The organism is Larkinella fluvii (assembly GCF_051857545.1).
Lineage (GTDB): Bacteria > Bacteroidota > Bacteroidia > Cytophagales > Spirosomataceae > Larkinella.
Window position 1 is genome coordinate 303239 of sequence record NZ_JBPZHB010000004.1, and the last position, 25733, is coordinate 328971.

The following is a 25733-nucleotide window of genomic DNA, read 5'->3' on the forward strand; positions in this document are numbered from 1 at the left end:
ACATTCAATGTTCGATATTGTACTTTCCATTAAACTGATTATCAATACGTTTCCAGTACTTTCAGCCGGTGGTTTTTATTGATGCGGTAGCGGGGATAGCTCATTTTGTAGCAAATGGCACCCAGCGCGATCATGACGGCGGGGGCTTTTAAGGCGCGGGAATCGGCCGCCAGTTTCTTTTCGCTTCTGGAAAGATTAATGACATCGGCCATGAAAAAAAGTGTACCGGCAATGGGGAAGAGATAGGTGCCCTGCGTGATGAATGGAATCTGGCGGTTGACGTACACCTTTTCAATCTGATCGATCCGAAAATGGACGGTTTCGGGCAAAAACGTATTCGGATCTTCCAGAATCAGCATCAGGGTCGAGTCCGTAACCCCGTAGACTGGTTCGCGGTATTTTTTGCCCTTATACCGGAACTTGATTTCTTCATTCGGGAAATACCGGTAGCGATGAAAACCGCCGAGTCGCCCCATGACATCCAGCGCCAGGTATTTCTGCCCCGGCCTGATCATCGCCACATACGGCGACTTCTGTTTGATCATCAGCGAGTCAACAGAAAGCGTATCGCTCTGTGCCTGAATGGCGTAAGCAAGAAGCAGAAAAGAGATCGTGAGGTGCAGACGATGGATCATATTCTCTAAACGTTGAATTCGAGAAAAAATACCCATAGTCGTGCCAAATTTGAGCTTTCGCCTGTAAAACCTGTTAGGTCTCCAAGACCTAACAGGTTTCATGGTGAGGTTTCATGGCGATTTTGCGGTTAGTTACTGGGCATTGACAAGCTGTTTCCCTTTGGGGTATTTAATCGTGTATTTAAACAGCAAATCCCGGCTTTCGTTTGGTTTGAGCGACAGATTCCAGGTCAGCCGACCGGTTTCTGTGTTGCGTTCCGCTCCGGCGCTGTCGTCCAGTTCAACTTCAATCCGGTTGTCGGTCGAAACCGGAATCTGGTCGTAAAGCGTCAGATTGACCGGTTCGGATTTGGTATTGCGTGCGGTAATCTTGTAGCTGTATGAATCGCGAACGGACGAACTCAGGCCCTTGCGGCTACTGAAATCCTGCGTTTTTTCTCGTTTCACGATGATTTTCTTATCACGACCCAGTCCCAGCGTCAGCGTGTCACCGGCCTGCTGTAAATTCACCTGTGATTCACCGACATAGGTTCCTTCAAAATACGTCCGGGCGGTTCCGTTTAGCAGATTCAGTTTTTCCCAGCCCGACAGGGTGGCAATCAGAAAGGCGTCCGAATCGACTTTTGGCGTGGCCGTATAGCGATAAGTTGCCGGAACCTCGCCGGTTTGAATGGCAACTACCTGCGGGCGGTTATTGGACAAAATGGTATAGGGCGTGGCGATTTCAAAATTGACACTCGTCGGCTGCTCGCTGACCTGCGTAAAATCGGCGGTGGTGGCCAGGTCGGCGGCTGGGGCAGATTCTTCCCGGGCCGCGCCACCCGCACCCGCATCGGCTTTTCGCATTTGCATTTTGACCTGAGCGGGTGCCATCGCCGGGATGGGTCGGGGTTCGTAAAAGCTGACAAACTGCGTTTCCAACTGCGGTTGTGTGCCGGGCAAGGCTGGGTTGGAGGTCGAAAGCGTCAGCCGGACGTTCTGCCAGTCGAAACCGGTATTCTGGTACACGTTGGCTTTGTACGCCAGCGTCGCCGGGCTTTTCGTGTCGCGAACCCGGATGTCGTAAAACGGCACCCAGCCGGCATTGTCCACCACGTAACTCACGTCCAGATCCACGGTGGTTCGGGCTTTGGCCGACAGCGTCACTTCGATTTCACCAATGGGCCGCTCGCGTTTGACATTCTGCTCTTTGACCTGTCCTTCGAGCCGGTCTACTTTTTCTTTCTGGATTTTCACCAGTTTTTCAAGGGCCAGCAATTTTTTGCCGATGTCGGTCAGCCGCGTGCGGAAAAAATCGGCCATGTCTTCGACATCATCGACCACCGTCCCTTTTTCGGCCCCCACTTTCTGATTGGCCAGCACCATTTTCTTTTCGTTTTCGAGCACTTCTTTTTGCAGATTCAGGCCGTCGAAAGTGTCGCGGGCGATGCGCAGGGAATCTTCCAGGCGTTGCAACGACGCCGGTTTGGTTACTTTGGTCAGAAAATTGGTTCGGAACTGTACGCCCTGGATGGTGGCATCACCTTTGCCGCTGACCTGAATACTTTGCGGATCGGTTTGGGCCGAGGCATTCTCGATGATCAGCCGAGTTGTTCCCGGAATGAGCGTGGCGCGGGCCTGGGCGTTGATCTGGGCACGGTTCAGAAAAACCGTAACGTGCTGAATGGTCGAGCTGACCCGCTGTTCGTCTTCCTGCGCTTTGGCGGTCGAAACCCACAGGCTGATCGTTATGGCAAAGAGGATTATTTTCATGGAGCGATGAGGGGAAAATGGTGAATCGAGAATATAGATACCGTTCGGAGCGGTTTCGTTTAGTCTGTCGGCTATTTTTGCAAAAAAAAGTCGGGCCGATGCGGTTTCGATTTAGCGAATAGTTCGTAAAAACCGCCATACCGGACGCAAATTTCCGGTTGTTACCGCTACTCAAATGATTCCAGTTCACCAACTTAAGGCATTTACCAAACAGGTTTTTCTGAAAATAGGCTTTTCCGACGCCGACGCCGACCTGGCGACCACGGTTTTGGTCCAGGCTGATCTTCGCGGGGTCGATTCGCACGGCGTAGCCCGGCTGGCGGGGTATGTCCGTCTGTATGATCACGGCCGGTTGAATCCGACGCCATCGATTCAGGTCGTTCACGAAACGCCGTCGACGGCGGTGGTGGATGGCGACCGGGGTGTTGGGCTGGTCGTCGGGCCGAAAGCGATGCAGATTGCTATTGAAAAAGCGCGGGTGGCCGGCACGGGCTGGGTGGCCGTCCGGAATTCCAATCACTTCGGCATTGCCGGATATCACGCCATGCTGGCCCTCGAACACGATATGATCGGGATGACCATGACCAATGCCGCTCCGCTCGTAGCCCCCACGTTTTCACTCGATAAATTGCTGGGAACCAATCCGATTGCGGTGGCCGTGCCCGCCCTGACCCAACCGCCTTTCGTTGCCGACTTTGCTTCAACCGCTGTCGCCTACGGAAAGATGGAGATCCTTCAGCGGAAAGGCCAGGAAGCCCCGCTGGGTTGGGCACAGGATGCGCAGGGCCAGGCATCGACGGATTCGAATCCGATCAAAAACGGTGGCGCTTTGTTGCCGCTGGGTTCCGACCGTGAACACGGCAGTCACAAGGGCTACGGGTTGGGAGCCATTGTCGATATTTTTTCCGGCGTGTTGTCGGGCGCCAATTACGGTCCCTGGGTGCCGCCCTTTGCCACTGCCGGTTTCATGGCCGCTCAGGAAGGCGTTGGGGCCGGAACCGGTCACTTTTTCGGTGCCATGCGCATCGACGCGTTCCGACCCGCCGATGAATTCAAGCAGCACATGGACAACTGGATTGGCGCGTTCCGCAACGCCCGCGCCGTGGAAGGTAAGCAGGTGCTCATCCCCGGCGACCCAGAACGGGATTGGGAAGCCGAGCGCGGTGCGAACGGATTACCGCTAATTGAACCGGTGATGCAGAGTTTGCGCGAACTGGCGGAGCGGTTTGGATTGCAATGGGATTAGAACACCTTCCTTACTACCTTTGTAGCCCCAACAATTACTTGTATGTCCCGCACAGTTGTAACGGCAATTCTGATTATTGCATCGGTTTTACTGGCCACCTTTTCATTTTACGGGTGGCAGATTTTCAAAACGCCCAATTTGCAGGTGGGTGAAAACGACAAGGATTTTGAGTTGTTCATCCCACGTGGGGCGACGTTCAAAACCGTCATGGATTCGCTTGATGCCCACGATGTAGTGCACGATAAAATGTCGTTCCGGTTTCTGGCCCGTTTCATGAAATATACCGACAATGTGAAAAATGGCCGATATGTGATCAAAAAGGAGATGAGCAACCAGGACGCGATTCGGAAACTGCGGTCGGGTGCTCAGGATCCGATGAAGCTTACGTTCAATAACATCCGGTTGAAAGACGAACTGATTGCCAAACTGGGCAGCAAATTCGAATTCGGCCCGCAACCCCTGGACTCGCTGCTGAAAGACCCGACGGTGTGTGAACGATACGGTTTCGACACCACGACCATCATGTGCATGTTCCTGCCGAATACCTATGAATTTTTCTGGACCACCAGTGCCACGAATTTTCTGGATCGGATGGGGAAAGAATACAAGAAATTCTGGACGCCGGAGCGCCAGCAAAAGGCAAAGAACATGGGGCTGACCCAAACCCAGGTACAGACACTGGCGTCCATCGTGGAATCGGAAAGCAAAAAGACCGATGAAAAACCGCGCGTAGCCGGTGTATACTGGAATCGTCTGCAAAAAGGGATGCTGCTGGAAGCCGACCCGACCCTGGTTTTTGCCCACCGTGATTTCACCATTCGCCGGGTGCTGAACGTTCACAAGCTCATTGATTCGCCGTACAATACCTACCGGTTTAAAGGCTTGCCGCCAGGGCCGATTAACCTGCCGACGCTCAGTTCGATCGATGCAGTGTTGAATCATGAAAACCACGATTACCTGTATTTTGTCGCGAAAAGTGATTTTTCCGGGTACCATACTTTTGCCAAAACCTACGAAGAGCACATCAACAACGCCCGGATTTACCATGCGGAGTTGAACAAGCGGGGGATTATGAAATAAGAAGAATAAAGAGGTGAGACAAGAGAAAAAAGATTAGAAAAAACCACGAAGTCTCACCTCTCTTGTCTAAGAAAAAATGTTCACCTACGACGTTCCACCCATTCGAGTGCGGTATGCCGACACCGACCAGATGGGGTATGTATATTACGGTAATTACGCCCGGTATTACGAAATCGGTCGGGTGGAGGCCTTGCGGAGTCTGGGATTTCATTACAAGGAAATGGAAGCGTCGGGCGTGATGATGCCCGTGTATGAAAACCGGTCGCGGTATTTGCGCCCGGCGCGATATGACGATCTGCTGACGATCCGCGTGTCGATTCAGGAAATGCCCGGTGTGCGGATTGTTTTTCACTATGATATTTACAACCAGAATGGCGAGCACCTGAACACGGGCGAAACCACACTGGTTTTTATGATGACGGTCACGGGCCGGCTGACCAAATCGCCGGCTGAACTCAACGAAAAACTCAAACCTTTTTTTGAAACGACGGTTTAATTTTCGTCCAGTAACGAATCTTCATCATGTTGGAAAAATTGATGCGGTATAATTCGGTTCAACGGGTTATTATCTACCTGCAAAAGCACCAGGCCTTTGATTCGCGGCAGAACTGGTTTGATTTTCTCAAATCCTTTATTCCGAAAGTGACCGACAACGACACCAGTGAGCGGGCTGCGTCGGTGGCTTTCAGCCTGATTCTGGCAGTTTTTCCGGCGATCATCTTTCTGTTTACCCTGATTCCGATGATACCGATCCCGAATCTGGAAGGGCAGGTAATGGATTTTTTCTCGCAGGTATTGCCGGCTTCGACATACGAAACCGTTAAAACGACGATTTACGACATCATCAGCCGACCGCGGAGCAACGTTCTGTCGTTTGGTTTTCTGCTCGCCCTCTATGCAGCCACCAACGGGATTCTGTCGCTGATGATGGCCTTTAACTCGTCGCACAAAACCGGTGAACGGCGCGGTTTTTTCAAAACCCGGCTGATTGCCCTGGGGTTAACCATCATGCTGGCCTTAGCCCTGTTTCTGGCCATTGCCGGTCTGGTCGTCGGGGGCGTATTAACGGACTATCTGATGCACATCAGGATTCTGGATAATGTGGTGGTAACTACGCTTCTGAACATCGCCCGGTATCTGGTGGTTTTCGCGGTTTTTGTTGCCGCCATTTCGATGATCTACAAGTTTGCGCCCGACATCGACATGAAGTGGAAATTCGTTAATCCCGGTTGTATCATTGCTTCCGTGCTGGTGGTGCTGACCACTTACGGTTTTTCGTTTTACGTCTCCAATTTCGGCTCCTATAACAAGCTGTACGGTTCCATCGGGACCCTCATCGTGCTGATGATCTGGATCAATCTGGTCTGCCTGCTGCTGATTATTGGCTTTGATCTGAATGTGGCTCTGTATCAACTGGAGGGCGACAAAAACCCGCAGGTAGGGGAGAAAACAATAAATGCTCCCCAAACCGCTTAGAGAGCATTTACAATAACCCTAACCCAAAATAATCAGAAGCCAAGCTCTCGGCAAGCACTCTGACTGTTTCTTGCTGAAAATCAGTATAAAAACCGTGCCAGTTCCGCCGAATACTTAGTATGCGGTTTCGCGAACTTGCATTCTATCCGCTCACCGTTTGCTAAAAAATGTTGCATTTATGGTTTGAATAATCCATACTATTGTTGCATAAAGAGTTACGGTCTCTTTGTCCGGTAATTACCTATCTTCATCATCATTATGACTGAAACCCTTGTCGTGGAATCCCAGGGCCTGCTGGCGGATTACCTGTCGTCGCTCAGGCCGCTGGTATCGGTAATCTGTACCAGTTACAACCACGAACGGTTTATTAGCGAGTCACTTCGATCCGTACTGGACCAGACGTATCCCATGGTTGAACTGATTGTGATCGATAACCACAGCAGCGATCAGTCGGTCGATCGGATTGAAGACCTCCGGCAAAAATATCCCCAAATTCAGTTGATTCGCAATACCGAGAACCTGGGCATTTGCCGGGCGTTCAACCAGGGCCTGAAACTGGCCAAAGGCAAGTATGTCATTGATCTGTCGGCCGATGATGTGATGCACCGCGAACGCATTGCCCGGCAGGTGGCCGGTTTCGAGCGGCTGGCGGGGGATTACGCGGTTATCTTTAGCAATGCCGCCTACATTGATGAAGACGGTCGATTAACGGGCTACCATTATCCCATCGATGCCAGCGGCTTGTCTACCATCAATGTGCCTTCGGGCTGGGTGTTCAAGGAAATACTCGCTTCCTATTTCGTCTCTACGCCAACCATGATGATGCGGAAAGATGTACTGGAAAGTCTGGGTGGTTACGACGAATCGTTGAGTTATGAGGACTTCGATTTCTGGGTGCGAACCGCCCGGAATTATCGCTATTACTACCAGGACGAAGTGTTGACGAGCAAACGAATGGTTCGTCATTCTCTGTCGACTTTGTTTACCGACCGGCAGAATTCCCTGCTGAGTTCTACGCTGAAAGTGTGTTACAAGGCCTTCGATCAATGCCAGACAACGGAAGAATACCAGGCGTTGGCCAAGCGGATTCGCTGGTTTATCCGGCAGTGCTTTTACGCCGAGCAGTTTGAATTGGCGTTCCGGTTTAAAGATCTGCTGGAATTTATTGAAAAGCCCGACTTTCAGACTTCCTTGATTTTGCGCCTTTGTAAATGGCACATTCCGGTCAATACGCTTTACCGGCGGTATGCCGAATGGCAGCAAAACCGCCAGATCGCTAAGGGTGATGTTCGGTTATTGGTTTGACAAGCATTCAGTGGAAGGATGGGTGAAAATGGAGACGAGACGGAAGAGCAAAGAGAATTGGAGGGCCTGGTTTCGATCTTTATTCCTACATCTCTTCTCTTTTGTCTTCTGACCTTGTTATTTGCAACCAAAATGCGCCAGGTTAGTTAAGCCAATAAGCCATTGAACCTATGTCAGCCGAGTTTTTACGGATTCACCCCGATACGCCTGAAGAGCGAAAAATCCGCCATGTTGTTGATGTCCTGCGTAATGGGGGCGTTATCATCTACCCAACCGACACGATTTATGGACTGGGTTGTGACATTCACAATACCCGGGCCATCGAGCGCATCGCCCGGATGAAAGGTATCAAACCGCAGAAAAATGATTTTTCGTTTATCTGTCACGATTTAAGCCACATTGCCGATTATGCCAAAGTCAGCAACCTGGCTTTCAAAATGATGAAACGTTTGCTGCCGGGACCCTACACCTTCATCCTTGATGTGAGCCACCGCGTGCCGAAAATCCTGCACACCAATAAGCGGACGGTGGGGATTCGGATTCCGGACCACAGTATTCCGCGGGCCATCGTGAAGGAACTGGGCAACCCCATCATTACGACAACTATCAAAGACGATGATGACATTGTCCAGTATATCACCGATCCGGAAATCATTTTCGAGCGGTTTCAACACCTGGTTGACCTGGTTATCGACGGGGGGATAGGCGGAAACATTCCCTCGACCATTATCGATGCCACCACCGATGACTTTGAAATTGTCCGCCGGGGGCTGGGAGAAGTCGAGGAGTAACTATTTTTTTAGATTGGGCAGAAAAAAGCACCTGTTACTCATTATTTTCAGATTTACCCTTCCGATTTACAACAGAGTTTCTATTTTTGGTGCATCTATAGATTTTTAATCTGTATTTAATTTTAAAGGGCCTCCGGATTGAAGTTCGCAGGTACATAATAGTTCACATTTATTCATCAAAGCACAGTGGTAAACGGAGGGTGTAAGTCGTGCCGAACGGCATGGAAATTGGTTGCAATAACTTCAATTCTTATTCAATTCAACGCATTAACTGGCTGTTCTGGCAGCAACGGAAGCGGGGACGAAACGAAAAAATCCGACAGCACGGCGGTTCAAACCCCGGCTCCGGTAACGGACTCGGTTCCAGCCCCAACCCCAACCGCGGCAGTAGCGGTTGATACGACAGAAAAAGACCCTTTAAAAGCCGACACCCTGCAATTTGCTGGTACCTTACCCGACACGCTGCTGCCGAAACACCGAATTCTGGCCTTTTACGGCAACCCACATTCCAAGAGAATGGGCATTTTGGGTGAGTTTCCCCGGAAGGAAATGTTGCAGAAACTGGATCGGGAAGCGGAACGCTGGCAAAAAGCCGATCCGTCGAAACCGATTCAGAAGGCACTCCATCTGGTGGCCATTTCTGCCCAGGGAACCCCCCAGAAAGACGGCAAATACCGGTTGCGGATGAGTGACAAAACGATTCGTAAAGTGATTAGCTGGGGTGCCCAGCACGGCGCAATTGTGTTTCTGGACATCCAGGTTGGTCTGGCGGATTTGAAAGGCGAACTGGCTTTTCTCGAAAAATACCTGAAACTGCCCTATGTTCATCTCGGCATCGACCCCGAGTTCTCCATGAAGACAGGTGCCCGTCCGGGAACCAAAATCGGGACCTACGATGCGGCTGACATCAATGATGCCGTGCAGTTTTTAAGCCGGGTGGTGAAGGAAAACAATATCCCGCCGAAGGTGCTGGTGGTTCACCGGTTTACGCAACGCATGGTTACCAACTACAAGAACATCAAGCTCGATCCGCGGGTGTCCATTGTGATCGACATGGATGGCTGGGGGCCACCTTCCCTGAAAATCGATTCGTACCGCGATTATATTGTAAAAGAACCCGTGCAGTACACCGGTTTCAAATTGTTTTACTACAACGACAAGAAAAAGGTCGATCATCGCTCAAATCACAAAACCCCGCACGTCATGGAACCGGCAGAAGTACTGGCGCTCGATCCTAAACCGCTCTACATCCAATATCAATAAATACTATTCCCAGCAAAGCCTGAAAGGCTTACATTCATTAACCCCGGGCATCGCCCGGGGCTTTCCCTGTCCTCCATGATGATCGTTGGGCTGGCGATGCCCGGGGTTAATGAATGCAAGCCTTTCAGGCTTTACTGATCTGCGGGAGGCCATTATTCTGGCAGCCCCGGGCGATGCCCGGAGTTAATGAATGTAAGCCTTTCAGGCTTTGCTGGTCTGCGGGAGGCTATTATTCTGGCAGCCCCGGGCGATGCCCGGGGTTAATGAATGCAAGCCTTTCAGGCTTCTTAGAAGCTCATTTCTTACCACTTCACCTGCGTCTTTACGTACTTGTCGCGTTGGTGCTTCCAGCGTTTGTGCGACCACAGCCAGTCGGAGGGGGCTTTCCGTATTGTGCTTTCCAGGAGGTCGCGGTATCGGTTCAGGATGTCTCCTTCCGGTAAGGCCGGATACGGCGGTTCGGCGATGGGATAGAACGTCATGGCGTAGTAACCCCGCCGGACGCGTTGCATTTCAATGTAGAAAACCGGCAAGCCAAAACTCCGGGCAAGCCGCTCGGTGCCGGGATAAAACGGCGTTTCCTGATTCATGAAGGACGTCCAGTAGCCGTATTCGGGCTGGTCGGGAATCTGATCGGCGACGAGGGCAATCAGCCGAGGGTCGTTCCGCCGAATTACCATCTGGCGGAGCAGGGCTTTCATAGGCACCGGTTTGGCTCCGAAGCTCGAACGAATGTAATGAACCAACCGCTCCGAAGCCGGATTGGCCAGCTTTTTGTAAACGGCATCGGCGGGCATGCCATTCACAACGGATGCGGATGGCGCCCATTCCCAGTTGCATTGGTGCGAAGCCATGATCAAAACCGCCTGTCCCTGGGCCAGTTTGTCCTGTACCAGCTCCTTGTTGGTGAACAGCACCCGTTTTTGTAGCTCGTTGGCTGACAGGCCCGGCAATTTGAACGTCTCCACCAACACATCTGCGAAGTTGCGGTAAAATTTTTTAGCGATCTGCCGGCGTTCCGTATCCGATTTTTCGGGAAATGAGCGTTTTAGATTGGTGTCGATCACTGTCTTACGATAGCGGATAACGTATGCCAGCAAATAGAACAAAACGTCGGAAACCACATACAGGGCGGCAATCGGGACCCGGGAAAGGAAACGAAAAAAAGAGAGTGACATTCGAAAATGGATAATCCGATTCGCAAAACCTTACCTCCAAATTAAAATTTTGCGAAACCGTTTGCTTGTTCAATACGAAATTCATTTATTTGGTGCTATCAACGCGTCGAGTATATTGGAAAAGTACCACGTTGGTCAATTAAGTCAGGGAATTCGGATTGAATTGCACTATCTGCCCAGCCTGACCTATTTCACCGCCCTCTTACCCTTCGATACCGTTTGGCTGGAAGCAGCCGAGCATTATGGAAAGCAAAGTTACAGAAATCGGTGTTATGTCCTGACGGCAAATGGCATCGACCGACTGACGGTTCCGGTACGCAATGGTACGCATAAGCAATCGATTCGTGACGTGCGGATCGATGACCGCCAGGCCTGGACCGATCGTCACTGGCGATGTTTGGTGACGGCTTACAGCAAAGCTCCTTTTTTTGAGTATTATGCTGATGAACTTGAAGCAGTATTTCGCAGAAAATGGGTCTTTCTGTTTGACCTGAATCTCGAACTGCTGACATTGTGTCTGAAATGGCTGCGTTGGCAAAAGACGCTGTCGATGACAAAAGTCTTTGAAAAACAGGTCAGTAGCGAAATTTTAGACGCTCATAGCCAAATTGCCGATTGGAACGATGAACAAAATGGCAGGTTTTACCGCCCGGTTTCGTACCAGCAGAACTTTGGCAATGTATTTGTACCTGACCTTAGCATTCTGGATTTGATTTTCTGCCAGGGAACAGCCGCCACCGACGTCTTAAAGCAGTCTCTCAACTCGTGAACAATACCGAAAAATTTTTCGTTAATACGAAAAGACGCAACTAAGTACGATACAACCCTAAGCGAATGGAAGCTAAATTTTCGAACCGAGTTAAAGAAGTTATCTCGCTCAGCAGAGAGGAAGCCCTGCGTCTGGGTCATGACTACATAGGTACAGAGCATCTGCTGCTGGGTATGATTCGGGAAGGCGAAGGGGTAGCCGTTGGGTTATTGAAAAAATTGGGCATTTCTCTGGATGAACTGCGCGTGACGATCGAGCAGGCAACCAAAGGAACCGCAACCAACAATGTCAAAAATCTGGCCAATATACCACTCACCCGTCAGTCTGAAAAAGTACTCAAGATCACGTACCTGGAAGCAAAAATCTTCAAGAGTCCGCTGATTGGCACCGAGCATCTGCTCCTGTCGATTCTTCGTGATGAGGACAATGTGGCCACCCAGATTTTGAACAAATTTAATGTCAACTACGAGGTAATAAAGGAAATGCTGGAATATCAATCCTCCGGTACACGTCCGCATATGGGCCCCGAAACGGACGACGACGACAACGACCGCGGTATGTTCGGTAGCAGCAGCTCCGGGTCGGGAAAAGATCCGAAAGGGTCTGAAAAGTCGAGAACGCCGGTTTTGGACAACTTCGGACGTGACCTAACCAAACTCGCCGAATTGGGCAAACTTGACCCGATTGTTGGCCGTGAAAAAGAAATTGAACGCGTCGCCCAGATTCTGAGCCGCCGGAAAAAGAACAACCCGATTTTGATTGGTGAGCCCGGCGTTGGTAAAACCGCCATCGCAGAAGGGCTGGCCCTGCGGATCGTTCAGAAAAAAGTATCGCGGGTGCTGTTTGGCAAACGCGTGGTAACCCTGGATCTGGCGTCGTTAGTCGCCGGTACCAAATACCGCGGTCAGTTTGAAGAACGCATGAAAGCGGTCATGAACGAACTGGAAAAATCGCCGGAAGTGATTCTCTTCATCGATGAGCTTCATACCATTGTCGGTGCCGGTGGCGCTTCGGGTTCGCTCGATGCCTCCAACATGTTCAAACCGGCTCTGGCGCGGGGCGACATTCAATGTATTGGTGCCACAACGCTGGACGAATACCGCCAGTACATTGAGAAAGACGGTGCTTTGGCCCGTCGGTTCCAGGTCGTGATGGTCGACGCGACCTCGGTTGAAGAAACCATCGAGATCCTGAACAACATCAAGGACAAGTACGAAGACCACCACCACGTCAACTACACCCAGGAAGCGGTGGAAGCGGCCGTAAAACTGTCGGAGCGGTATATCTCTGACCGGTTCCTGCCCGATAAAGCCATCGACGTTCTGGATGAGGTGGGTGCCCGCGTACACATCTCCAACATCTCGGTTCCTGAAGATATTCTGCGGCTGGAAGACAGCATCGAGAACATCAAGAAGGAGAAAAACCAGGTGGTGAAAAGCCAGAAATACGAAGAAGCCGCCCAGCTTCGCGATAAGGAAAAACGCCTGATCGATCAACTGGACCGCGCCAAACTGGCCTGGGAAGAAGAAACCAAAAAGAAACGGTATACGGTTTCGGAAGAAAACGTAGCCGAGGTTGTCGCCATGATGACCGGTATTCCGACCAGCCGCGTAGCCACCAACGAAGGTGCCAAGTTGCTGAACATGGCCGAACAATTGACCGGTCGCGTGATTGGTCAGGACAAGGCGGTTCAGAAACTGGTGAAAGCCATTCAGCGGACGCGGGTCGGTTTGAAAGATCCGAAGAAACCCATCGGTTCGTTCATCTTCCTTGGCCCAACCGGGGTTGGTAAAACGGAACTGGCGAAAGTGCTGGCTTCCTACCTCTTCGACAAAGACGATGCACTGGTGCGGATCGACATGTCGGAATACATGGAGAAATTTAGCGTAAGCCGGCTGGTCGGCGCTCCTCCGGGCTATGTGGGTTACGAAGAAGGCGGTCAGTTGACGGAAAAAATCCGTCGTAAACCGTACTCCGTGGTTCTGCTGGATGAGATCGAAAAAGCCCACCCGGATGTGTTTAACATTCTGTTGCAGGTGCTCGACGATGGTATTTTGACGGATGGTTTGGGTCGCCGGGTTGATTTCCGGAACACCATCATCATCATGACGTCGAACATCGGGGTTCGTGACCTGAAAGATTTCGGTTCCGGAATCGGTTTTGCCACCCGTGGTAAGTCCGAAAACCAGGACGAGATCATGAAGAGTACGATTCAAAATGCCCTGCGGAAGGCGTTCTCGCCGGAATTCCTGAACCGTCTGGACGATGTGATCGTGTTTAACTCGCTGCAACGCGAAGACATTCACAAGATCATCGACCTGATGCTGGGCAAACTGCTTGGTCGCGTTACAAGCCTGGGCTACAAAGTCGAACTGACGGAAAAAGCGAAAGACTTCCTGTCGGAGAAAGGTTACGATCCCCAGTACGGTGCGCGTCCGTTAAGCCGGGCAATCCAGAAATTCCTGGAAGATCCCGTCGCGGAAGAAATTCTAAAAGGCGATCTGAAGGAAGGCGACGTGATCATGGCCGACTATGAAGAGAACGGTGAAAACCTGACCATCACCGTGAAGAAGCACGAGCAGGTGACCGAATAAGCTGAATTAAGAACAATTAAGATACAATTTCGAATAGGCTGGACACAAGTTCAGCCTATTTTTTTTGATGTTGATGGGAATTGCAGCGGATTGGTTTGGGAATGTTGAACCGGTATTATTATTGCTCTATTCTTTCCGTAACTCAACTTCTTATGAAACTCACGGCTACGCTGTCTTTTTGCCTTTTTTTCGTCCAACTATCGTTTGCCCAAACGGAACCGGGCCGGGCTCTCTGGAGCGGTAATCTGCAAATCAATACCACCCAACTGGCAGGAGAATATCCTAACGGTTACACCCGGCGTAGTCCTCAACTCAATTTTTCCATCAACCACGGCGTTTTTCTGCAAAACAACTGGATGCTGGGGCTGGCTGTCAGTGGCTCCCATTACAAACAGGTGAATGCTAATACCATTCCGCTTAACCAACAGTACACGAGGGGCGGCCTGTCGGCTTTTGTTCGAAAATACTGGGGCGCCAACAACTGGCGAATCTATGCCGGGGGCGGCATCGGCGGCAGTCTTGATCAGTACCGCCAGGAAGTGTATGATGCCTCAACAAGCATCCGGAGCGAAAACCGCACAAATACCTACCAGGTTTCGCCCTTCACCCAGATCGGGGGCGTCTATTTTCTGGATGGCCGCTGGGGAATGGAAGTTTCGACCAACAGCACTATTTTCCCTTTCACGTTTAGTGGATTAACAGCGGGATTGATTTACATGACTGGTCGGACGCGGTCGGAGCGGGACATTCAGGCGGCAACACCTCCAACGGTTGGCTCCCAGGCCCGCGCCGGGCGGTTTACGGTCGGGGCGAGTGTGGTTTTTTCGGGATCAAAAGAAGACGTAAACCTTCGGACTTTTGAATCCCAGAGCCTGATTGCCGCTCCGGCATTCGGTTTTTTTGTCGCCAATAATTTTTTAGTAGGTCTTTCGGTTCCGATCACCTGGAGCAAGAACCAGGGTGCCAACTCCACCAGCGAAACCAGCCTGGGTTTTGCACCGTACGTTCGGGCCTACCTGTCCAACACCCGGCTTCGTCCGTATGTCGGAGCGACGTTCACGTATTCCGCTTACTCCTTTAAGCAGGACCCGTTTCCGAAAGAACAAATTAACCACACCGCCGGGGGAACACTCAATGCCGGGTTAGCTTACCTGATCGGGCAGAATTTCATTGCGGAAGCCAACCTGTTAAACCTCAATGTCAGCAAGCAGACCCAGAACAATGAGTTGAAAAACGGGCTGTGGCTGCAGGGGTTGCAGGTGACCACCTCACCGGCTTTTACGGTTCAGTACGTTTTTTAGAAACCGGCTTCTATAAGGAGTTGCATACGGTTTTACTCACCAGTTGATACAACAGATCAATCGCTTCTTTGGATGTTTCGATACCGTGGCCGGTTTGGCGTAAAATCTGGCTACACTGTAGCGTCAGAATGTGCTCTTCGGCCAGCCGAATGGTTTCGTCGGGCGGGAAGAGCGGGTCGTTTTCGCCCAGAATCAGGTAAATGTCCGTGGTGATTCGATGCAACTCTTCTTTCCTGAGGGGAGCCGGATAGTCGCCCCGAAACCGGTGGTTCACCAGTGCATACAAGAGGTAATCGCTGACAAGTTGTCGATAAGCGGGCGGAACCGTGTGGTTTGGAGGACAGAAAATGGCCTTATCCAGAAACGTGTTCAAATTACCCGGTGTCGGAAACACCATCGGCAGCAGGTTGTAGTAGAGATTTCGGATTGAGGACGAAAAGGACTGAATACCTGCCGGATTGATCAGAATGGCCTTGTTGACCCGTTCCGGCGATTCCAGGCAGAGCCTTAGACAGATCAGTCCGCCGAGTGAAGCGCCCGCCAGGATCGTTGTCTTCAAACCCAGTCCGTCGAGCAGTTCGGTGGCCCACATCCCATAGTCGTTCGATTTCACGCCGGGACTTTGCCCATCGCTCAGGCTGGGCTGTCCATTGACATCAACCAGAAAATACCGGTACGATTCGCGGAAAGGCTGCAACGCATTGTCCAGATCCCAGAACAGGCCGCAGGTCCGGGCACCCGGAAAAAAGACCATCGTCGGTGCGTCCTGCAAATGCGTATTGGCCGCCCAAATCCGGGTGTTGCCGAACGACGTGGAAACCGTAATCCGCTCGTACCTAAACCCGTTCAGGGCTTCCACCTGCTGGTTCCAGTCTTCCAGAAAAAAAGTGGCTTCGGCTGGGTTTTTAAACGTTGATCGGCGGGGTGGTTGCATATTAACTCGGGATAGAATGTGCCTCAATGAACAAAAATAGTGCTCCGTGGCCGAAGAATTTAAAACCAATGAATAACGGGTAGCTATGGGTTGACAACTGGCCAAGTCGGGTGGATACCGGGTAGAAATCAAGTAAAAATTCTGTCAAAGTGATCTTAACTATTTTTAACGAAGCAATTTTACACATATGTCAGTGAATCCCTTTATCTTTTCCGGATAAACCACAGCAACATGAAAAAGTATGTACTGATAGCCAGTTTGTGTTTGATTTCCGCACTCGCGGTAGGACAAACGGAAAAGGGCCAGGGGTTTTGGTCGGGCAATGCGTCACTGACTTACACTTCATTTAAGCAAAATCGGAGCGCATTTGAGAATCAGTACCAAAGCTCTGTCAATACGTTTTCCTTCAATCGGGGGGTGTTTTTTAAGGATAACTGGTTAGCCGGTGGTGGGCTAACGGTTTCACTGAACACCATCAATCAGAAAGTCCCGGAGCCTAATCAACAAAATTCGTACAAATCCACAACGGTTGGAACGGGCCTGTCTGGCTTTATAAGACGGTATTGGGGCAAGGATCAGTGGCGCGTGTTTGCGGGGGGCGGCTTATCGGTTAATTACGGAATCGTTCATTACAACGCTGCTGTTACAAATCGATCGGATGAAAATTCCTTTTTCATTCAGCCATACGCGCAGGTAGGAGCAGCTTATTACCTCACCGACCGGATTGGGCTGGAGGCTTCAGCCAGTTCAAATTCATTTCCGCTTCATTTTAGCAGCTTTGGACTTGGTCTAGCCATTCTGACTGGTGTGACCAGGAATGGGCCAGATGTATACGAGGCTCCTCAAATGGCAAAGGGGCGTTGGGTATTAGGGGGACAACTCGGATTCTTCACCCAGAGCACCAAGCCTGGCATAGCCTATCCGGAAGGACAACGAACAACGGAGTTTTCGATCGCTCCTTCGGTCGGATGGTTTGTTAAAAAGAATCTTTTACTCGGTGTTTCGATTCCAATTGTTGCCCGATGGCAGGAGGAGAGGTCAGGGTTTTCTTATGGACTCAACCCTTATCTGAAAAAATACATTTCTGATAACCGGCTAAGGCCTTTCGTTGCGGGCGATTTAAGTTACCAAATTTCTGGAAACAAACCGGACGACGGATACGGTTCCGTCCAAAAGGCGGGCCTGGCAGTAGGTGCCGGTTTGGCTTATCTTTTGGGTGATCGGTTTATTGTGGAAGCTACGCTGGGCCGGATTTACTTTGATCGCAGTTTTTACCCGAAAGACCAGAACATTGACCAATGGACGGGTGGAGCATCGGCAACGCTGCAACCGGGCTTTTCCATCAATTACGTTTTTGATTGAAATAAAAAACCGGTCAAGATGCCGGGGCTTGACCGGTTTTTTGCTGCTATTCTCTGGTGATCGTTTATTTCAACGTCTTAGCACACTCCTCCACTTTGTCGGTGTTGATGTAATCGACACCGATTTTGGCCAGTTGTTTCCAGGTATTGGGGTTATCGGGAGCAGCCCAAAACCGGATCGGTTTGTCCTGAGCGTGCGCCCGTTTGATAAACCGTTTTAGTGTTTCCCGGTCTTTTTCCGGCATTTCGCCTTCGCCGTTCCAGCGGGAATAGGTTTGAAAGGTATCGCTGAAAAGGGCGACGTGTTTGATCGTTTCATCGTCGTATAACTCACTGGGCCGTCCGTCGAACAGGATGTAGGCAGGGTAGTCGATCCAGTTGGCGATGGGTGGACGACTGCCGCTGACCACCAGTTGAATGGCCATCGGATTCATGGCCCGGTCGAAGCAAGTGCGGTAAGGCGCCACGGCTTTCTGCAACTCCTCAAGGGCTTTCTCGCCATTGTCCTTCAGATCGACCAGTAACTGAAACGTGTATTTCCGGTCTTTGCTCACCGATCCATTCGCCGACTGGCGGCTTTTATTTTGCCCGAACAAGGTAGCAATGGGCTTTAAATAGAGCGAATCCAGCGTTCGGCCCGGCTGAATTTGGGATTTATCGTGGGCAACCATTAACTTACCGTCAACCAGAAAAACGTCGGCCTCAATGGAACCGGCCTGACTGCGGATTGCGGCCGTTAGCGGCTCCGGTTTTTCGTAATCGTTGTGGGCGTGAACTTTCTGGGCAACACTCCATTGACTCCAACAAACGATCAAACAGATACATATAAACCTTGCCATAATGATGAGAGAATGTTCGGTGAAGGGACAGGGATCCGTTTCGCAACAGAAATTGGATTTTCTTTCCGGTTTGCAGTGGAAAATACATCGCTGTATGCGACTCTTTGCAACGTTTCGGGCAAAAGTAGTCGGATGATCGAATATATACTACTATTTTTGCGGCCAATCTTACAAAGCCTCGTTACTTACATTTTACTCCATGAGTTTACTTCAAGGAAAAGTTGCATTGATAACCGGAGCCTCCCGGGGCATCGGTCGGGCCATTGCCATTCGTTTTGCCCAGGAGGGTGCCGATATCGCATTTACGTACCTCTCCAGCGTTGAAAAAGGGCAGGCGCTGGAAGCCGAACTGGCGGCCTTTGGGGTTAGGGTAAAGGGGTATCGTTCCGATGCTTCGGATTACAAAGCCGCCGAAGAACTGGCAAACCAGATCATCGCCGATTTTGGCACCATTGATGCCGTGGTCAACAATGCCGGTATCACCCGCGACGGCCTGCTGATGCGGATGAGCGAAGAACAATGGGATGTCGTTATCAACGTTAATCTGAAGTCGGTCTTTAACCTGACCAAAGCCGTGATCAAACCGATGATGAAAGCCAAAAAAGGCTCCATCATCAACCTGACTTCCGTGGTCGGAATTCGGGGCAATGCCGGGCAGGCCAATTATGCCGCATCCAAAGCCGGAATTATCGGATTTACCAAGTCGGTCGCGCTGGAACTGGGCTCCCGCAACATTCGTTCGAATGCCATTGCGCCCGGTTTTATCGAAACCGAAATGACCGGCGAAATCAACGAGAAAGCCGTAGAAGAATGGAAGCAGTCGATCCCGCTCCGGCGCGGTGGACAACCGGAAGAAGTCGCTGACTGCGCCGTTTTCCTGGCCTCCGACTTGTCCCGCTACATCACCGGACAGGTGCTGCAGGTGGACGGGGGAATGCTAACCTAAAATTAGTTAAGAGTTATGAGTTAAGAATGAAGAGTTGGTCGCCCAAATGGTTGACTGACATATTATTTAACTCTTAACTTTTAACTCTTAACTCTTAACTGAAAGATGCGCTCCGAACTTTATTTTCAATCGTCTCCCTGGTGGTTGCTGCTGTGTCTGGCGGTGGGGGCGGCCTATGCGTTTGCGTTGTACCAGCGGAATTCCGGATGGAGTCAGCGGATGAATCTCTCGCTGGCCGCGTTTCGGTTTCTGGTGGTCAGCACCGTGTGTTTTCTGCTGCTCAATCCGCTGATTCGCAGTACGCAGACCATCACCGAAAAACCGAAAGTGGTGCTGGCGATTGATAATTCGGAGTCGATGATGGTGGGCGGCAGGCCCCAACTCGACCGCGCCCTTGAAGCCGCCAACCAACTGCGCGAGCGGCTGACAAGCGACGACATCGACGTGTCGGTGCAAACACTGGGCGATAGCCTGGTAACCGGTGACCTGAAAACGATTCCATTCAACCAGCGGACCACCGACTTGTCGAACCTGCTGGGCGGCATTCGAAATGCCTACGAAGGCCGGAACCTGACCGACGTGGTGCTGATTTCGGACGGTATTGCCAACCAGGGGCTTTCGCCAACGTTCGGGCGGTATAACTTTGCCCTGCACACCGTGGGCGTGGGCGACACCATTCCGAAGCGCGATGTTCAACTGAAAGACGCCGTTGCCAATAAAATCGCCTACCTCGGCAACCAGTTCCCGATTCAGGCCGATGTGGTCAGCTACGGTTTTCAGGGACGCAGCGGAACCGTGGTGTTGCGGCAGAACGGCAAAGAACTGAGTCGGCAAACCGTCAACTTCAGCCAGGCCGAAACCTTTCAGCAACTAACTTTTCAGGCATTTTCGAACCAGAAGGGTATGCAGCACTATGTGGTCGAAGTGTTGCCCCAGGACGGTGAATTTACCCCCCGCAACAACCGCCGGGATGTGTATATCGACATCATCGACGGTAAGGAGAAAATTCTGTTGCTGGCCCTGAGTCCACACCCGGACGTGAAAGCGTTGCGCAGTATTATCGAGAAAAATCAGAATTACGAGCTCGACATTCGCATTCTGAACGGCGGAACCGCTGAGATTCCGGACAAGGTCTACGATTTGGTGATTCTTCACCAATTGCCGGATAACCAGAACGCCGGTGCTGCCGTGGTGCAGCGCGTCATGCAGAAAAATACACCCCTGTTATTCATCCTGGGGACTCAGTCGGGCCTGCAATCGTTCAATGGCCTGAATCCGGTGGTTCAGGTGGTGGCGGGTGGTGGCCAGACCGACAAAGTAACCGGAAGGTTTAATCCTGATTTTCGTCAACTGAACCTGGATGCGCAGAAACTGACTCTGCTGGATCGTCTGCCGCCCATGCTGGTTCCGTTCGGCGACTACAAACTGTCGCCGGGGAGCGAGGTGGTGCTGTGGCAACAGGTCGGAAGTGTTCGCACGAGCAAACCGTTGCTGGCCATCAACATCACGACACCACGCAAAGCCGCTGTTTTGGCGGGGGAGGGGTTTTGGGAATGGCGTCTCGAAGAGTTTGCCCTCACCGATAATCAGGCTGTGGTGGACGAGCTGATCCAGAAAGTAATGCAATTGGTTTCGATCAAGGAAGACCGCCGGAAACTGCGGGTGTATCCGATTCGCAACGAATTTCTGGCGGGTGAGAAAGTGACGTTCGAAACCGAGATGTACAACGACATTTACGAAAAACTGTTCGACCGGCCGGTTCGGCTGGAAATCACCAACGAGCGGGCGGTTCCGCGCAGTTTTAATTATACGCCAACGGCCAGCAATTCCCGGTTTGAGGTGAGCAGTTTGCCGGAAGGTGTGTATCGCTTCCGGGCCACGGCCTCACTCAACGGCCGGACGGAAACCGCCAGTGGCGAATTCATCGTGCGCGAACAGCAGTTTGAAGCCATCAACACCACCGCCGACCACATGATGCTTCGGCAGTTGGCACAGCAGACCGGGGGCCGTTTCTACAATGCATCGACGCTGGCATCGCTGGCGGACGATCTGGTAAAAAACAAACCACCCGGACGGCTGAGCAGCAATGAAGAATTGAACGAACTCATCAATTTACGCTGGTTGTTTTTCCTGATTGTCATTCTGATCAGTGCCGAGTGGGGACTGCGCAAATATCATGGAGCGTATTAGAAAGTGTGAAGCAGAAGAGAGCGACGACAGGAGCGGAAGAAGGCGACGACTGTGGATGGCGATTGTTTTTTTTTCACTGCTTCCTGCTGCCGTTGCCCCGTCTTTTGCGCAGGACACGACCAGCCGGGCGGCTGAACCCTGCTACCGCTGCCGGCTCCGGAATTTGCTCATTGCCGAAACCGTCGTCTACGGGAGTACCATTTACGGCCTGAGCCGGGCGTGGTATGACAACCCATTGACTAATTTTCATTTTTTTAACGACAACCGGGAGTGGCTGCAAATCGACAAGGTGGGCCACATGGTGACGGCGTATCAGATAGCCCGGGTTTCGGCGCAGGCGTATCGCTGGGCGGGTTTGTCGGATCGGAAAGCGGCCATTTATGCCGGGATTACCGGTCTGGTCTTCCAAACGCCCATCGAAATCCTGGACGGTTTTTCGCCCGAATACGGTTTTTCGGTGGGGGACATGATTGCCAATATGGCAGGCCCCGCGTTGTATACGGGACAATACCTGACCTGGGGTGAACTGCGGATTCAGCCGAAATTTTCGTTTCACAACACCGCGCTGGCAAAAGTGCGCCCGAACTTGCTGGGCAGTAGCTGGAATGAGCGGTGGCTAAAAGATTATAACGGGCAAACGTATTGGTTATCGATTAATCCGTCGACCTTTGCCCGGCGGGATTCAAAATTGCCCAAATGGCTGAATATTGCCGTAGGGTATGGAATTCAGGATATGGTCGCGGCCGAAACATCGAAGAGCATCGAGCTTGGGTACCGGCCTTACCGGCAGTATTACCTGTCGCTGGACATTGATTTTACCCGGATACCCACCCGAAAAAAAGGCTTAAAGACGTTGTTCTTTTTGTTGAATACGCTGAAAATGCCCGCACCGGCGCTGGAATACAATGGTCGGAACGGTTTTCAGTTTCATGCGTTATACTTTTAGTAGAGTAATTAACTATGAATATTGGTGACAAAGTGCGCATGTTGCGGGCGAAGGAACAGGGGGTCGTTACGCGCTTCCTGCCCGGCAATCAGGTAGAAATTGAAATTGAAGACGGTTTTCGAATTCCGGTTTTGCGGTCGGAGATCGTGGTGGTGTCGGCGCTGGAATCAACGCGGTTTCAGTCCGCTCCCGGTATTGAAGCCCAAAAATCGGCGAAACCCGAAATTATCAGCAGTGCAGGCATTTACCTGGCTTTTGTTCCGCAAAACGGCCCCGGTAACCTGAAAATAGTCGTTGCCTACCTGGTGAACAATACCGACTGGGATTTGCCATTTTCCATCGGTGAAGAACGCGAAAACCGCTATTCGGGTCTCTGTGCGGAAGTACTGAAAGCACGCTCCTTTTTTAAACTGGGCCAGCCGTATGCGCTGGCCACCTTCGAAAACTGGCCGACTTTTTTGGTTCAGGCTCTTTGGCACCGGCGCGGTGCCGTTTCGTTACGCGAACCATTGATCCGACGACTCAAGTGCCGAACGCAGTCGTTTCAGGCCAATAGCGGCCCGATTCCGGTGTTGAACCAGACGGGTCATGTTTTTCAACTCGATGTGGAAGAGGAGGAGGAGGAAAAACCGGTTTCGAAGGAAGCTGCCAAACCGCTGGATGCCACGGCCCTGCGTGAAAGCTTGATGGGCAATACCGGGAAAAAGGAACTGTCAGTCAAAGAACCGGCTAAGTTGGTAAGGCCGTCGTCGATCATCGACCTGCACATTGATAAGCTCCTGCCCAACGGATTCGGGAGCCGAACCAATGCCGAGTTGCTGGAAGTACAGCTTCAGGAGTTCGAGAAAAACCTGGAAAAAGCGATTGCCAGCGGCATGGACGACATTACGTTTATTCACGGGGTTGGCAATGGTGTTCTGCGAAACGAACTCCACCGGCGGCTGGGCAAATACCCCGGCGTAGCTTATTTTGAAGATGCTCAGAAGGAAAAATTTGGCTACGGTGCGACCAAGGTTAAGATTAAATAAAATTATTTTTACTACATTGACCCGATTCCTGAGTCTATTGCTGGTTTTTCTGGCAGTACAGGCTTGCAAACACACCGCTACGACAAATCCGAAGGCGCCGAAAGCCGCCTATTCGGTAACCAAAATGGAGGTACAGAACGACAAGTTTTTATCGACTGTAAATATTCCTGTATCCATTGCGCTGACCGACGTCGAGCGGCAGATCAACAGTCAGGTAAACGGCCTGATTTATGAAGACAACAGCCTGACTGACAACGATGACGATCAGTTTATGACCAAAGTCTGGAAGCGGGAACCCATTCAGGTGACAGCGCAGGACAGCCTCTTTTTCTTTCAGGTTCCGCTGAAAATATGGGCGAAGGCCGGGATGTCCGTGCTGGGCTTCACGAAATACCAGGAAACGGAATTCGAACTGAACCTCAAATTTGCTACCCGGTTTTCCATCGACAAAGACTGGACCGCCAGTACCCAGACCACCGCGCAGGGTTACGACTGGGTGAAAAAACCGGCCTTAAAAATTGCGGGTTTCGACGTTCCGGTAACCAGCATTGTGGGACGGCTCATCGACAAAAATCTGGGCAAGATCACCAAAGCCCTCGATGAACAGATCCACAAGCAAATCGATCTGCGGACACCGGTGCTGACGGCCTGGAACACCATCCGCCAGCCCTACCTGGTTTCCGAAAAATACCGCACCTGGTTGCTGGTAGTACCCAAACGCATTCTGATCACCCCCTTTCGGTTCGAAAAAGGAGCCATCCGGTCGACGATTGGCATTGAAGGCTTTACCTTAACCCAGACCGGAGCCAAACCTGATGTCCGCCCGGCGGTTACTATTCCGGAATTAATCGTCTCAAAAGAAATACCCGATCAGTTTCGCATCGGTTTGCTCAGCGAAGCGACCTACGCCGAAGCGGCCAGGGTGGTCTCGGAAGAATTTGTGGGCCAATCCTACGAATTTCGCGACGGGCGTTACCAGATTGCCATTCGGGGCATCGATTTATACGGACAGAACAACAACCTGATCATCAAGGCCACGCTGGAAGGCAGCATCAACGGTGCTATCTACCTGCGGGGACAGCCTTTTTACGACCAGCAGACCCGAACCATCTCGTTGCGGGACCTGCATTATGACCTGGATACAAAAAATATCCTGTATAAAACGGCGAGTTGGTTATTACAGGGTAGCTTTGCACGCACGTTGGAAAAACAACTGACGATTCCGGTCGGCAACCAGATTGATGAAGCCAGAAAGTCGCTTCAGGCGCGATTAACGAACAATCAAATCACAAAGGGAGTTATTATCAACGGGAAGCTCGAACAAGTATCGCCGGATCAGGTTTACTTGACACAGGAGTCAATGCTGGCGGTCGTATATGCGTCCGGTCGAATCAGTTTGAAGGTCGAAGGATTATAGTTAAACCCGGATTGATGCATCTTTTTTGGCAATAGGCTCGAAAAATTTGCAGTTTTTCGATACCAGGTTTTTAAAGAACCTAAGTATTTATAGATTTGCGGTAATCACGGAATGGCAACCAACGCGAGGTAAATTGTCTTATCGCTCCGGAACGGTTTACCGAACCGGGGAGGAAAGTCCGGACAGCATAGAGTACCATACTTCCTAACGGGAAGGCAGGTGGTGGAAGGCGCTCGCGCTGACGGCCATTTGACAGAAAGTGCCACAGAAAACGAACCGCCGGTGCTGTGTTTAGTTTCTAAACGGAGCGACGGTAAGGGTGAAAAGGTGGGGTAAGAGCCCACCGCCCGGCTGGTGACAGCCGGGGCAGGGTAAACCTTATGGGCTGAAAGATCAAATAGGCATCAGAAGGGGGGCGACTCGTTCCCGTAGTTTCGACCCCGGTCGAAATGATGCTGATGCGGGTAGATCGATGGAGTTTCGGAGTGATCCGGAATCGAGATAAATGATAAGAACCCGAACAGGGTTGTTTCGGCAATCTGATTGGAGACAGAATCCGGCTTATAGATTTACTTCGCGGAAAGTTGCCGACGAATGAAAAGAGTAGTTTTTAAACGGTCCGCCGTAGCGCCGGCTTGCCGAGCGATTGTTCTACGTTAAAGGCTTATGAATTAAACCTGAG

General features: G+C 51.3%; 21 protein-coding genes and 1 other RNA gene. 17 read left to right on the forward strand and 5 right to left on the reverse strand.

Annotation, left to right across the window (positions count from 1 at the left end):
• Window positions 1-41: 41 nt before the first annotated feature.
• Complete coding sequence (locus tag ACS5NO_RS11655; protein ID WP_439415312.1) at window positions 42-635, reverse strand: hypothetical protein; 594 nt, start codon at window positions 633-635, stop codon at window positions 42-44.
• A 132-nt stretch (window positions 636-767) separates the two neighbouring features.
• Window positions 768-2387 carry a DUF4139 domain-containing protein gene (locus ACS5NO_RS11660; RefSeq protein WP_439415313.1) on the reverse strand — a complete coding sequence of 540 codons (1620 nt, stop codon included), beginning with the start codon at window positions 2385-2387 and terminating at the stop codon, window positions 768-770.
• Window positions 2388-2562: 175 nt separating this feature from the next.
• Between ACS5NO_RS11660 and ACS5NO_RS11665 the strand changes: the two genes are divergently transcribed.
• The 7 genes from ACS5NO_RS11665 to ACS5NO_RS11695 all read left to right on the forward strand — a co-directional run bounded on the left by ACS5NO_RS11665 (window position 2563) and on the right by ACS5NO_RS11695 (window position 9548).
• Window positions 2563-3633, forward strand: a complete 1071-nt coding sequence (locus ACS5NO_RS11665; protein WP_439415314.1) for an Ldh family oxidoreductase — start codon at window positions 2563-2565, stop codon at window positions 3631-3633.
• Window positions 3634-3675: 42 nt separating this feature from the next.
• Window positions 3676-4713 (forward strand): endolytic transglycosylase MltG, encoded by a 1038-nt coding sequence (gene mltG / locus ACS5NO_RS11670; RefSeq protein ID WP_439415315.1) that lies wholly within the window; start codon window positions 3676-3678, stop codon window positions 4711-4713.
• A 76-nt stretch (window positions 4714-4789) separates the two neighbouring features.
• A complete protein-coding gene (locus ACS5NO_RS11675) occupies window positions 4790-5209 on the forward strand; it encodes an acyl-CoA thioesterase (protein ID WP_150875074.1) in 420 nt (139 codons plus the stop codon).
• Between the two features lie 26 nt (window positions 5210-5235).
• On the forward strand, window positions 5236-6189 hold the full coding sequence (locus tag ACS5NO_RS11680) for a YihY/virulence factor BrkB family protein (RefSeq protein WP_439415316.1): 954 nt from the start codon (window positions 5236-5238) through the stop codon (window positions 6187-6189).
• Window positions 6190-6447: 258 nt separating this feature from the next.
• The gene (locus ACS5NO_RS11685) at window positions 6448-7494 is read left to right on the forward strand and encodes a glycosyltransferase family 2 protein (RefSeq protein ID WP_439415317.1); all 1047 of its coding nucleotides are present in this window, start codon (window positions 6448-6450) and stop codon (window positions 7492-7494) included.
• Between the two features lie 170 nt (window positions 7495-7664).
• Window positions 7665-8285 carry an L-threonylcarbamoyladenylate synthase gene (locus ACS5NO_RS11690; RefSeq protein ID WP_439415318.1) on the forward strand — a complete coding sequence of 207 codons (621 nt, stop codon included), beginning with the start codon at window positions 7665-7667 and terminating at the stop codon, window positions 8283-8285.
• A gap of 228 nt (window positions 8286-8513) precedes the next feature.
• Window positions 8514-9548, forward strand: a complete 1035-nt coding sequence (locus ACS5NO_RS11695; RefSeq protein ID WP_439415319.1) for a hypothetical protein — start codon at window positions 8514-8516, stop codon at window positions 9546-9548.
• A gap of 302 nt (window positions 9549-9850) precedes the next feature.
• On the opposite strand, the gene ACS5NO_RS11700 is transcribed toward ACS5NO_RS11695, so the two are convergent.
• Window positions 9851-10726 (reverse strand): lysophospholipid acyltransferase family protein, encoded by an 876-nt coding sequence (locus tag ACS5NO_RS11700; RefSeq protein WP_439415320.1) that lies wholly within the window; start codon window positions 10724-10726, stop codon window positions 9851-9853.
• Between the two features lie 115 nt (window positions 10727-10841).
• Between ACS5NO_RS11700 and ACS5NO_RS11705 the strand changes: the two genes are divergently transcribed.
• The 3 genes from ACS5NO_RS11705 (at window position 10842) to ACS5NO_RS11715 (ending at window position 15390) form a co-directional block, all read left to right on the forward strand.
• A complete protein-coding gene (locus ACS5NO_RS11705) occupies window positions 10842-11495 on the forward strand; it encodes a WbqC family protein (protein WP_439415321.1) in 654 nt (217 codons plus the stop codon).
• Window positions 11496-11560: 65 nt separating this feature from the next.
• Entirely contained in the window at window positions 11561-14089 is a 2529-nt protein-coding gene (locus tag ACS5NO_RS11710; RefSeq protein WP_114404827.1) for an ATP-dependent Clp protease ATP-binding subunit, read from the forward strand.
• Between the two features lie 152 nt (window positions 14090-14241).
• Window positions 14242-15390: a hypothetical protein gene (locus ACS5NO_RS11715; RefSeq protein ID WP_439415322.1), complete on the forward strand. Its 1149-nt coding sequence runs from the start codon at window positions 14242-14244 to the stop codon at window positions 15388-15390.
• Window positions 15391-15400: 10 nt separating this feature from the next.
• Here ACS5NO_RS11715 and ACS5NO_RS11720 read toward each other — a convergent pair whose 3' ends face one another.
• Window positions 15401-16324: an alpha/beta fold hydrolase gene (locus ACS5NO_RS11720; protein ID WP_439415323.1), complete on the reverse strand. Its 924-nt coding sequence runs from the start codon at window positions 16322-16324 to the stop codon at window positions 15401-15403.
• 231 nt (window positions 16325-16555) lie between these two features.
• Between ACS5NO_RS11720 and ACS5NO_RS11725 the strand changes: the two genes are divergently transcribed.
• Window positions 16556-17686, forward strand: coding sequence for a hypothetical protein (locus ACS5NO_RS11725; RefSeq protein ID WP_439415324.1), 1131 nt, complete (start codon window positions 16556-16558; stop codon window positions 17684-17686).
• A gap of 64 nt (window positions 17687-17750) precedes the next feature.
• Here ACS5NO_RS11725 and ACS5NO_RS11730 read toward each other — a convergent pair whose 3' ends face one another.
• Entirely contained in the window at window positions 17751-18524 is a 774-nt protein-coding gene (locus ACS5NO_RS11730; RefSeq protein WP_439415325.1) for a phosphatidylinositol-specific phospholipase C/glycerophosphodiester phosphodiesterase family protein, read from the reverse strand.
• Between the two features lie 199 nt (window positions 18525-18723).
• On the opposite strand from ACS5NO_RS11730, the gene fabG reads away from it, so the two are divergent.
• From fabG to rnpB, 6 genes are all read left to right on the forward strand, one after another.
• Window positions 18724-19470 carry a 3-oxoacyl-[acyl-carrier-protein] reductase gene (fabG, locus tag ACS5NO_RS11735; protein WP_114404832.1) on the forward strand — a complete coding sequence of 249 codons (747 nt, stop codon included), beginning with the start codon at window positions 18724-18726 and terminating at the stop codon, window positions 19468-19470.
• A gap of 105 nt (window positions 19471-19575) precedes the next feature.
• Window positions 19576-21660 (forward strand): vWA domain-containing protein, encoded by a 2085-nt coding sequence (locus tag ACS5NO_RS11740; RefSeq protein WP_439415326.1) that lies wholly within the window; start codon window positions 19576-19578, stop codon window positions 21658-21660.
• A 55-nt stretch (window positions 21661-21715) separates the two neighbouring features.
• Complete coding sequence (locus ACS5NO_RS11745) at window positions 21716-22606, forward strand: DUF2279 domain-containing protein (protein ID WP_439415327.1); 891 nt, start codon at window positions 21716-21718, stop codon at window positions 22604-22606.
• Window positions 22607-22620: 14 nt separating this feature from the next.
• Window positions 22621-23634 (forward strand): Smr/MutS family protein, encoded by a 1014-nt coding sequence (locus tag ACS5NO_RS11750; RefSeq protein WP_439415328.1) that lies wholly within the window; start codon window positions 22621-22623, stop codon window positions 23632-23634.
• Between the two features lie 16 nt (window positions 23635-23650).
• The gene (locus ACS5NO_RS11755) at window positions 23651-25051 is read left to right on the forward strand and encodes a DUF4403 family protein (RefSeq protein WP_439415329.1); all 1401 of its coding nucleotides are present in this window, start codon (window positions 23651-23653) and stop codon (window positions 25049-25051) included.
• A 125-nt stretch (window positions 25052-25176) separates the two neighbouring features.
• Window positions 25177-25631: RNase P RNA component class A (gene rnpB, locus ACS5NO_RS11760), an RNA gene on the forward strand.
• Window positions 25632-25733: the final 102 nt, after the last annotated feature.

Bases quoted from the DNA above. Each gene is read 5' to 3' on its own strand.
- ACS5NO_RS11655 (WP_439415312.1), bottom strand. From the start codon at position 635: ATGATCCATCGTCTGCACCTCACGATCTCTTTTCTGCTTCTTGCTTAC.
- ACS5NO_RS11660 (WP_439415313.1), bottom strand. From the start codon at position 2,387: ATGAAAATAATCCTCTTTGCCATAACGATCAGCCTGTGGGTTTCGACC.
- ACS5NO_RS11665 (WP_439415314.1), top strand. From the start codon at position 2,563: ATGATTCCAGTTCACCAACTTAAGGCATTTACCAAACAGGTTTTTCTG.
- mltG (WP_439415315.1), top strand. From the start codon at position 3,676: ATGTCCCGCACAGTTGTAACGGCAATTCTGATTATTGCATCGGTTTTA.
- ACS5NO_RS11675 (WP_150875074.1), top strand. From the start codon at position 4,790: ATGTTCACCTACGACGTTCCACCCATTCGAGTGCGGTATGCCGACACC.
- ACS5NO_RS11680 (WP_439415316.1), top strand. From the start codon at position 5,236: ATGTTGGAAAAATTGATGCGGTATAATTCGGTTCAACGGGTTATTATC.
- ACS5NO_RS11685 (WP_439415317.1), top strand. From the start codon at position 6,448: ATGACTGAAACCCTTGTCGTGGAATCCCAGGGCCTGCTGGCGGATTAC.
- ACS5NO_RS11690 (WP_439415318.1), top strand. From the start codon at position 7,665: ATGTCAGCCGAGTTTTTACGGATTCACCCCGATACGCCTGAAGAGCGA.
- ACS5NO_RS11700 (WP_439415320.1), bottom strand. From the start codon at position 10,726: ATGTCACTCTCTTTTTTTCGTTTCCTTTCCCGGGTCCCGATTGCCGCC.
- ACS5NO_RS11710 (WP_114404827.1), top strand. From the start codon at position 11,561: ATGGAAGCTAAATTTTCGAACCGAGTTAAAGAAGTTATCTCGCTCAGC.
- ACS5NO_RS11715 (WP_439415322.1), top strand. From the start codon at position 14,242: ATGAAACTCACGGCTACGCTGTCTTTTTGCCTTTTTTTCGTCCAACTA.
- ACS5NO_RS11720 (WP_439415323.1), bottom strand. From the start codon at position 16,324: ATGCAACCACCCCGCCGATCAACGTTTAAAAACCCAGCCGAAGCCACT.
- ACS5NO_RS11725 (WP_439415324.1), top strand. From the start codon at position 16,556: ATGAAAAAGTATGTACTGATAGCCAGTTTGTGTTTGATTTCCGCACTC.
- ACS5NO_RS11730 (WP_439415325.1), bottom strand. From the start codon at position 18,524: ATGGCAAGGTTTATATGTATCTGTTTGATCGTTTGTTGGAGTCAATGG.
- fabG (WP_114404832.1), top strand. From the start codon at position 18,724: ATGAGTTTACTTCAAGGAAAAGTTGCATTGATAACCGGAGCCTCCCGG.
- ACS5NO_RS11740 (WP_439415326.1), top strand. From the start codon at position 19,576: ATGCGCTCCGAACTTTATTTTCAATCGTCTCCCTGGTGGTTGCTGCTG.
- ACS5NO_RS11745 (WP_439415327.1), top strand. From the start codon at position 21,716: ATGGCGATTGTTTTTTTTTCACTGCTTCCTGCTGCCGTTGCCCCGTCT.
- ACS5NO_RS11750 (WP_439415328.1), top strand. From the start codon at position 22,621: ATGAATATTGGTGACAAAGTGCGCATGTTGCGGGCGAAGGAACAGGGG.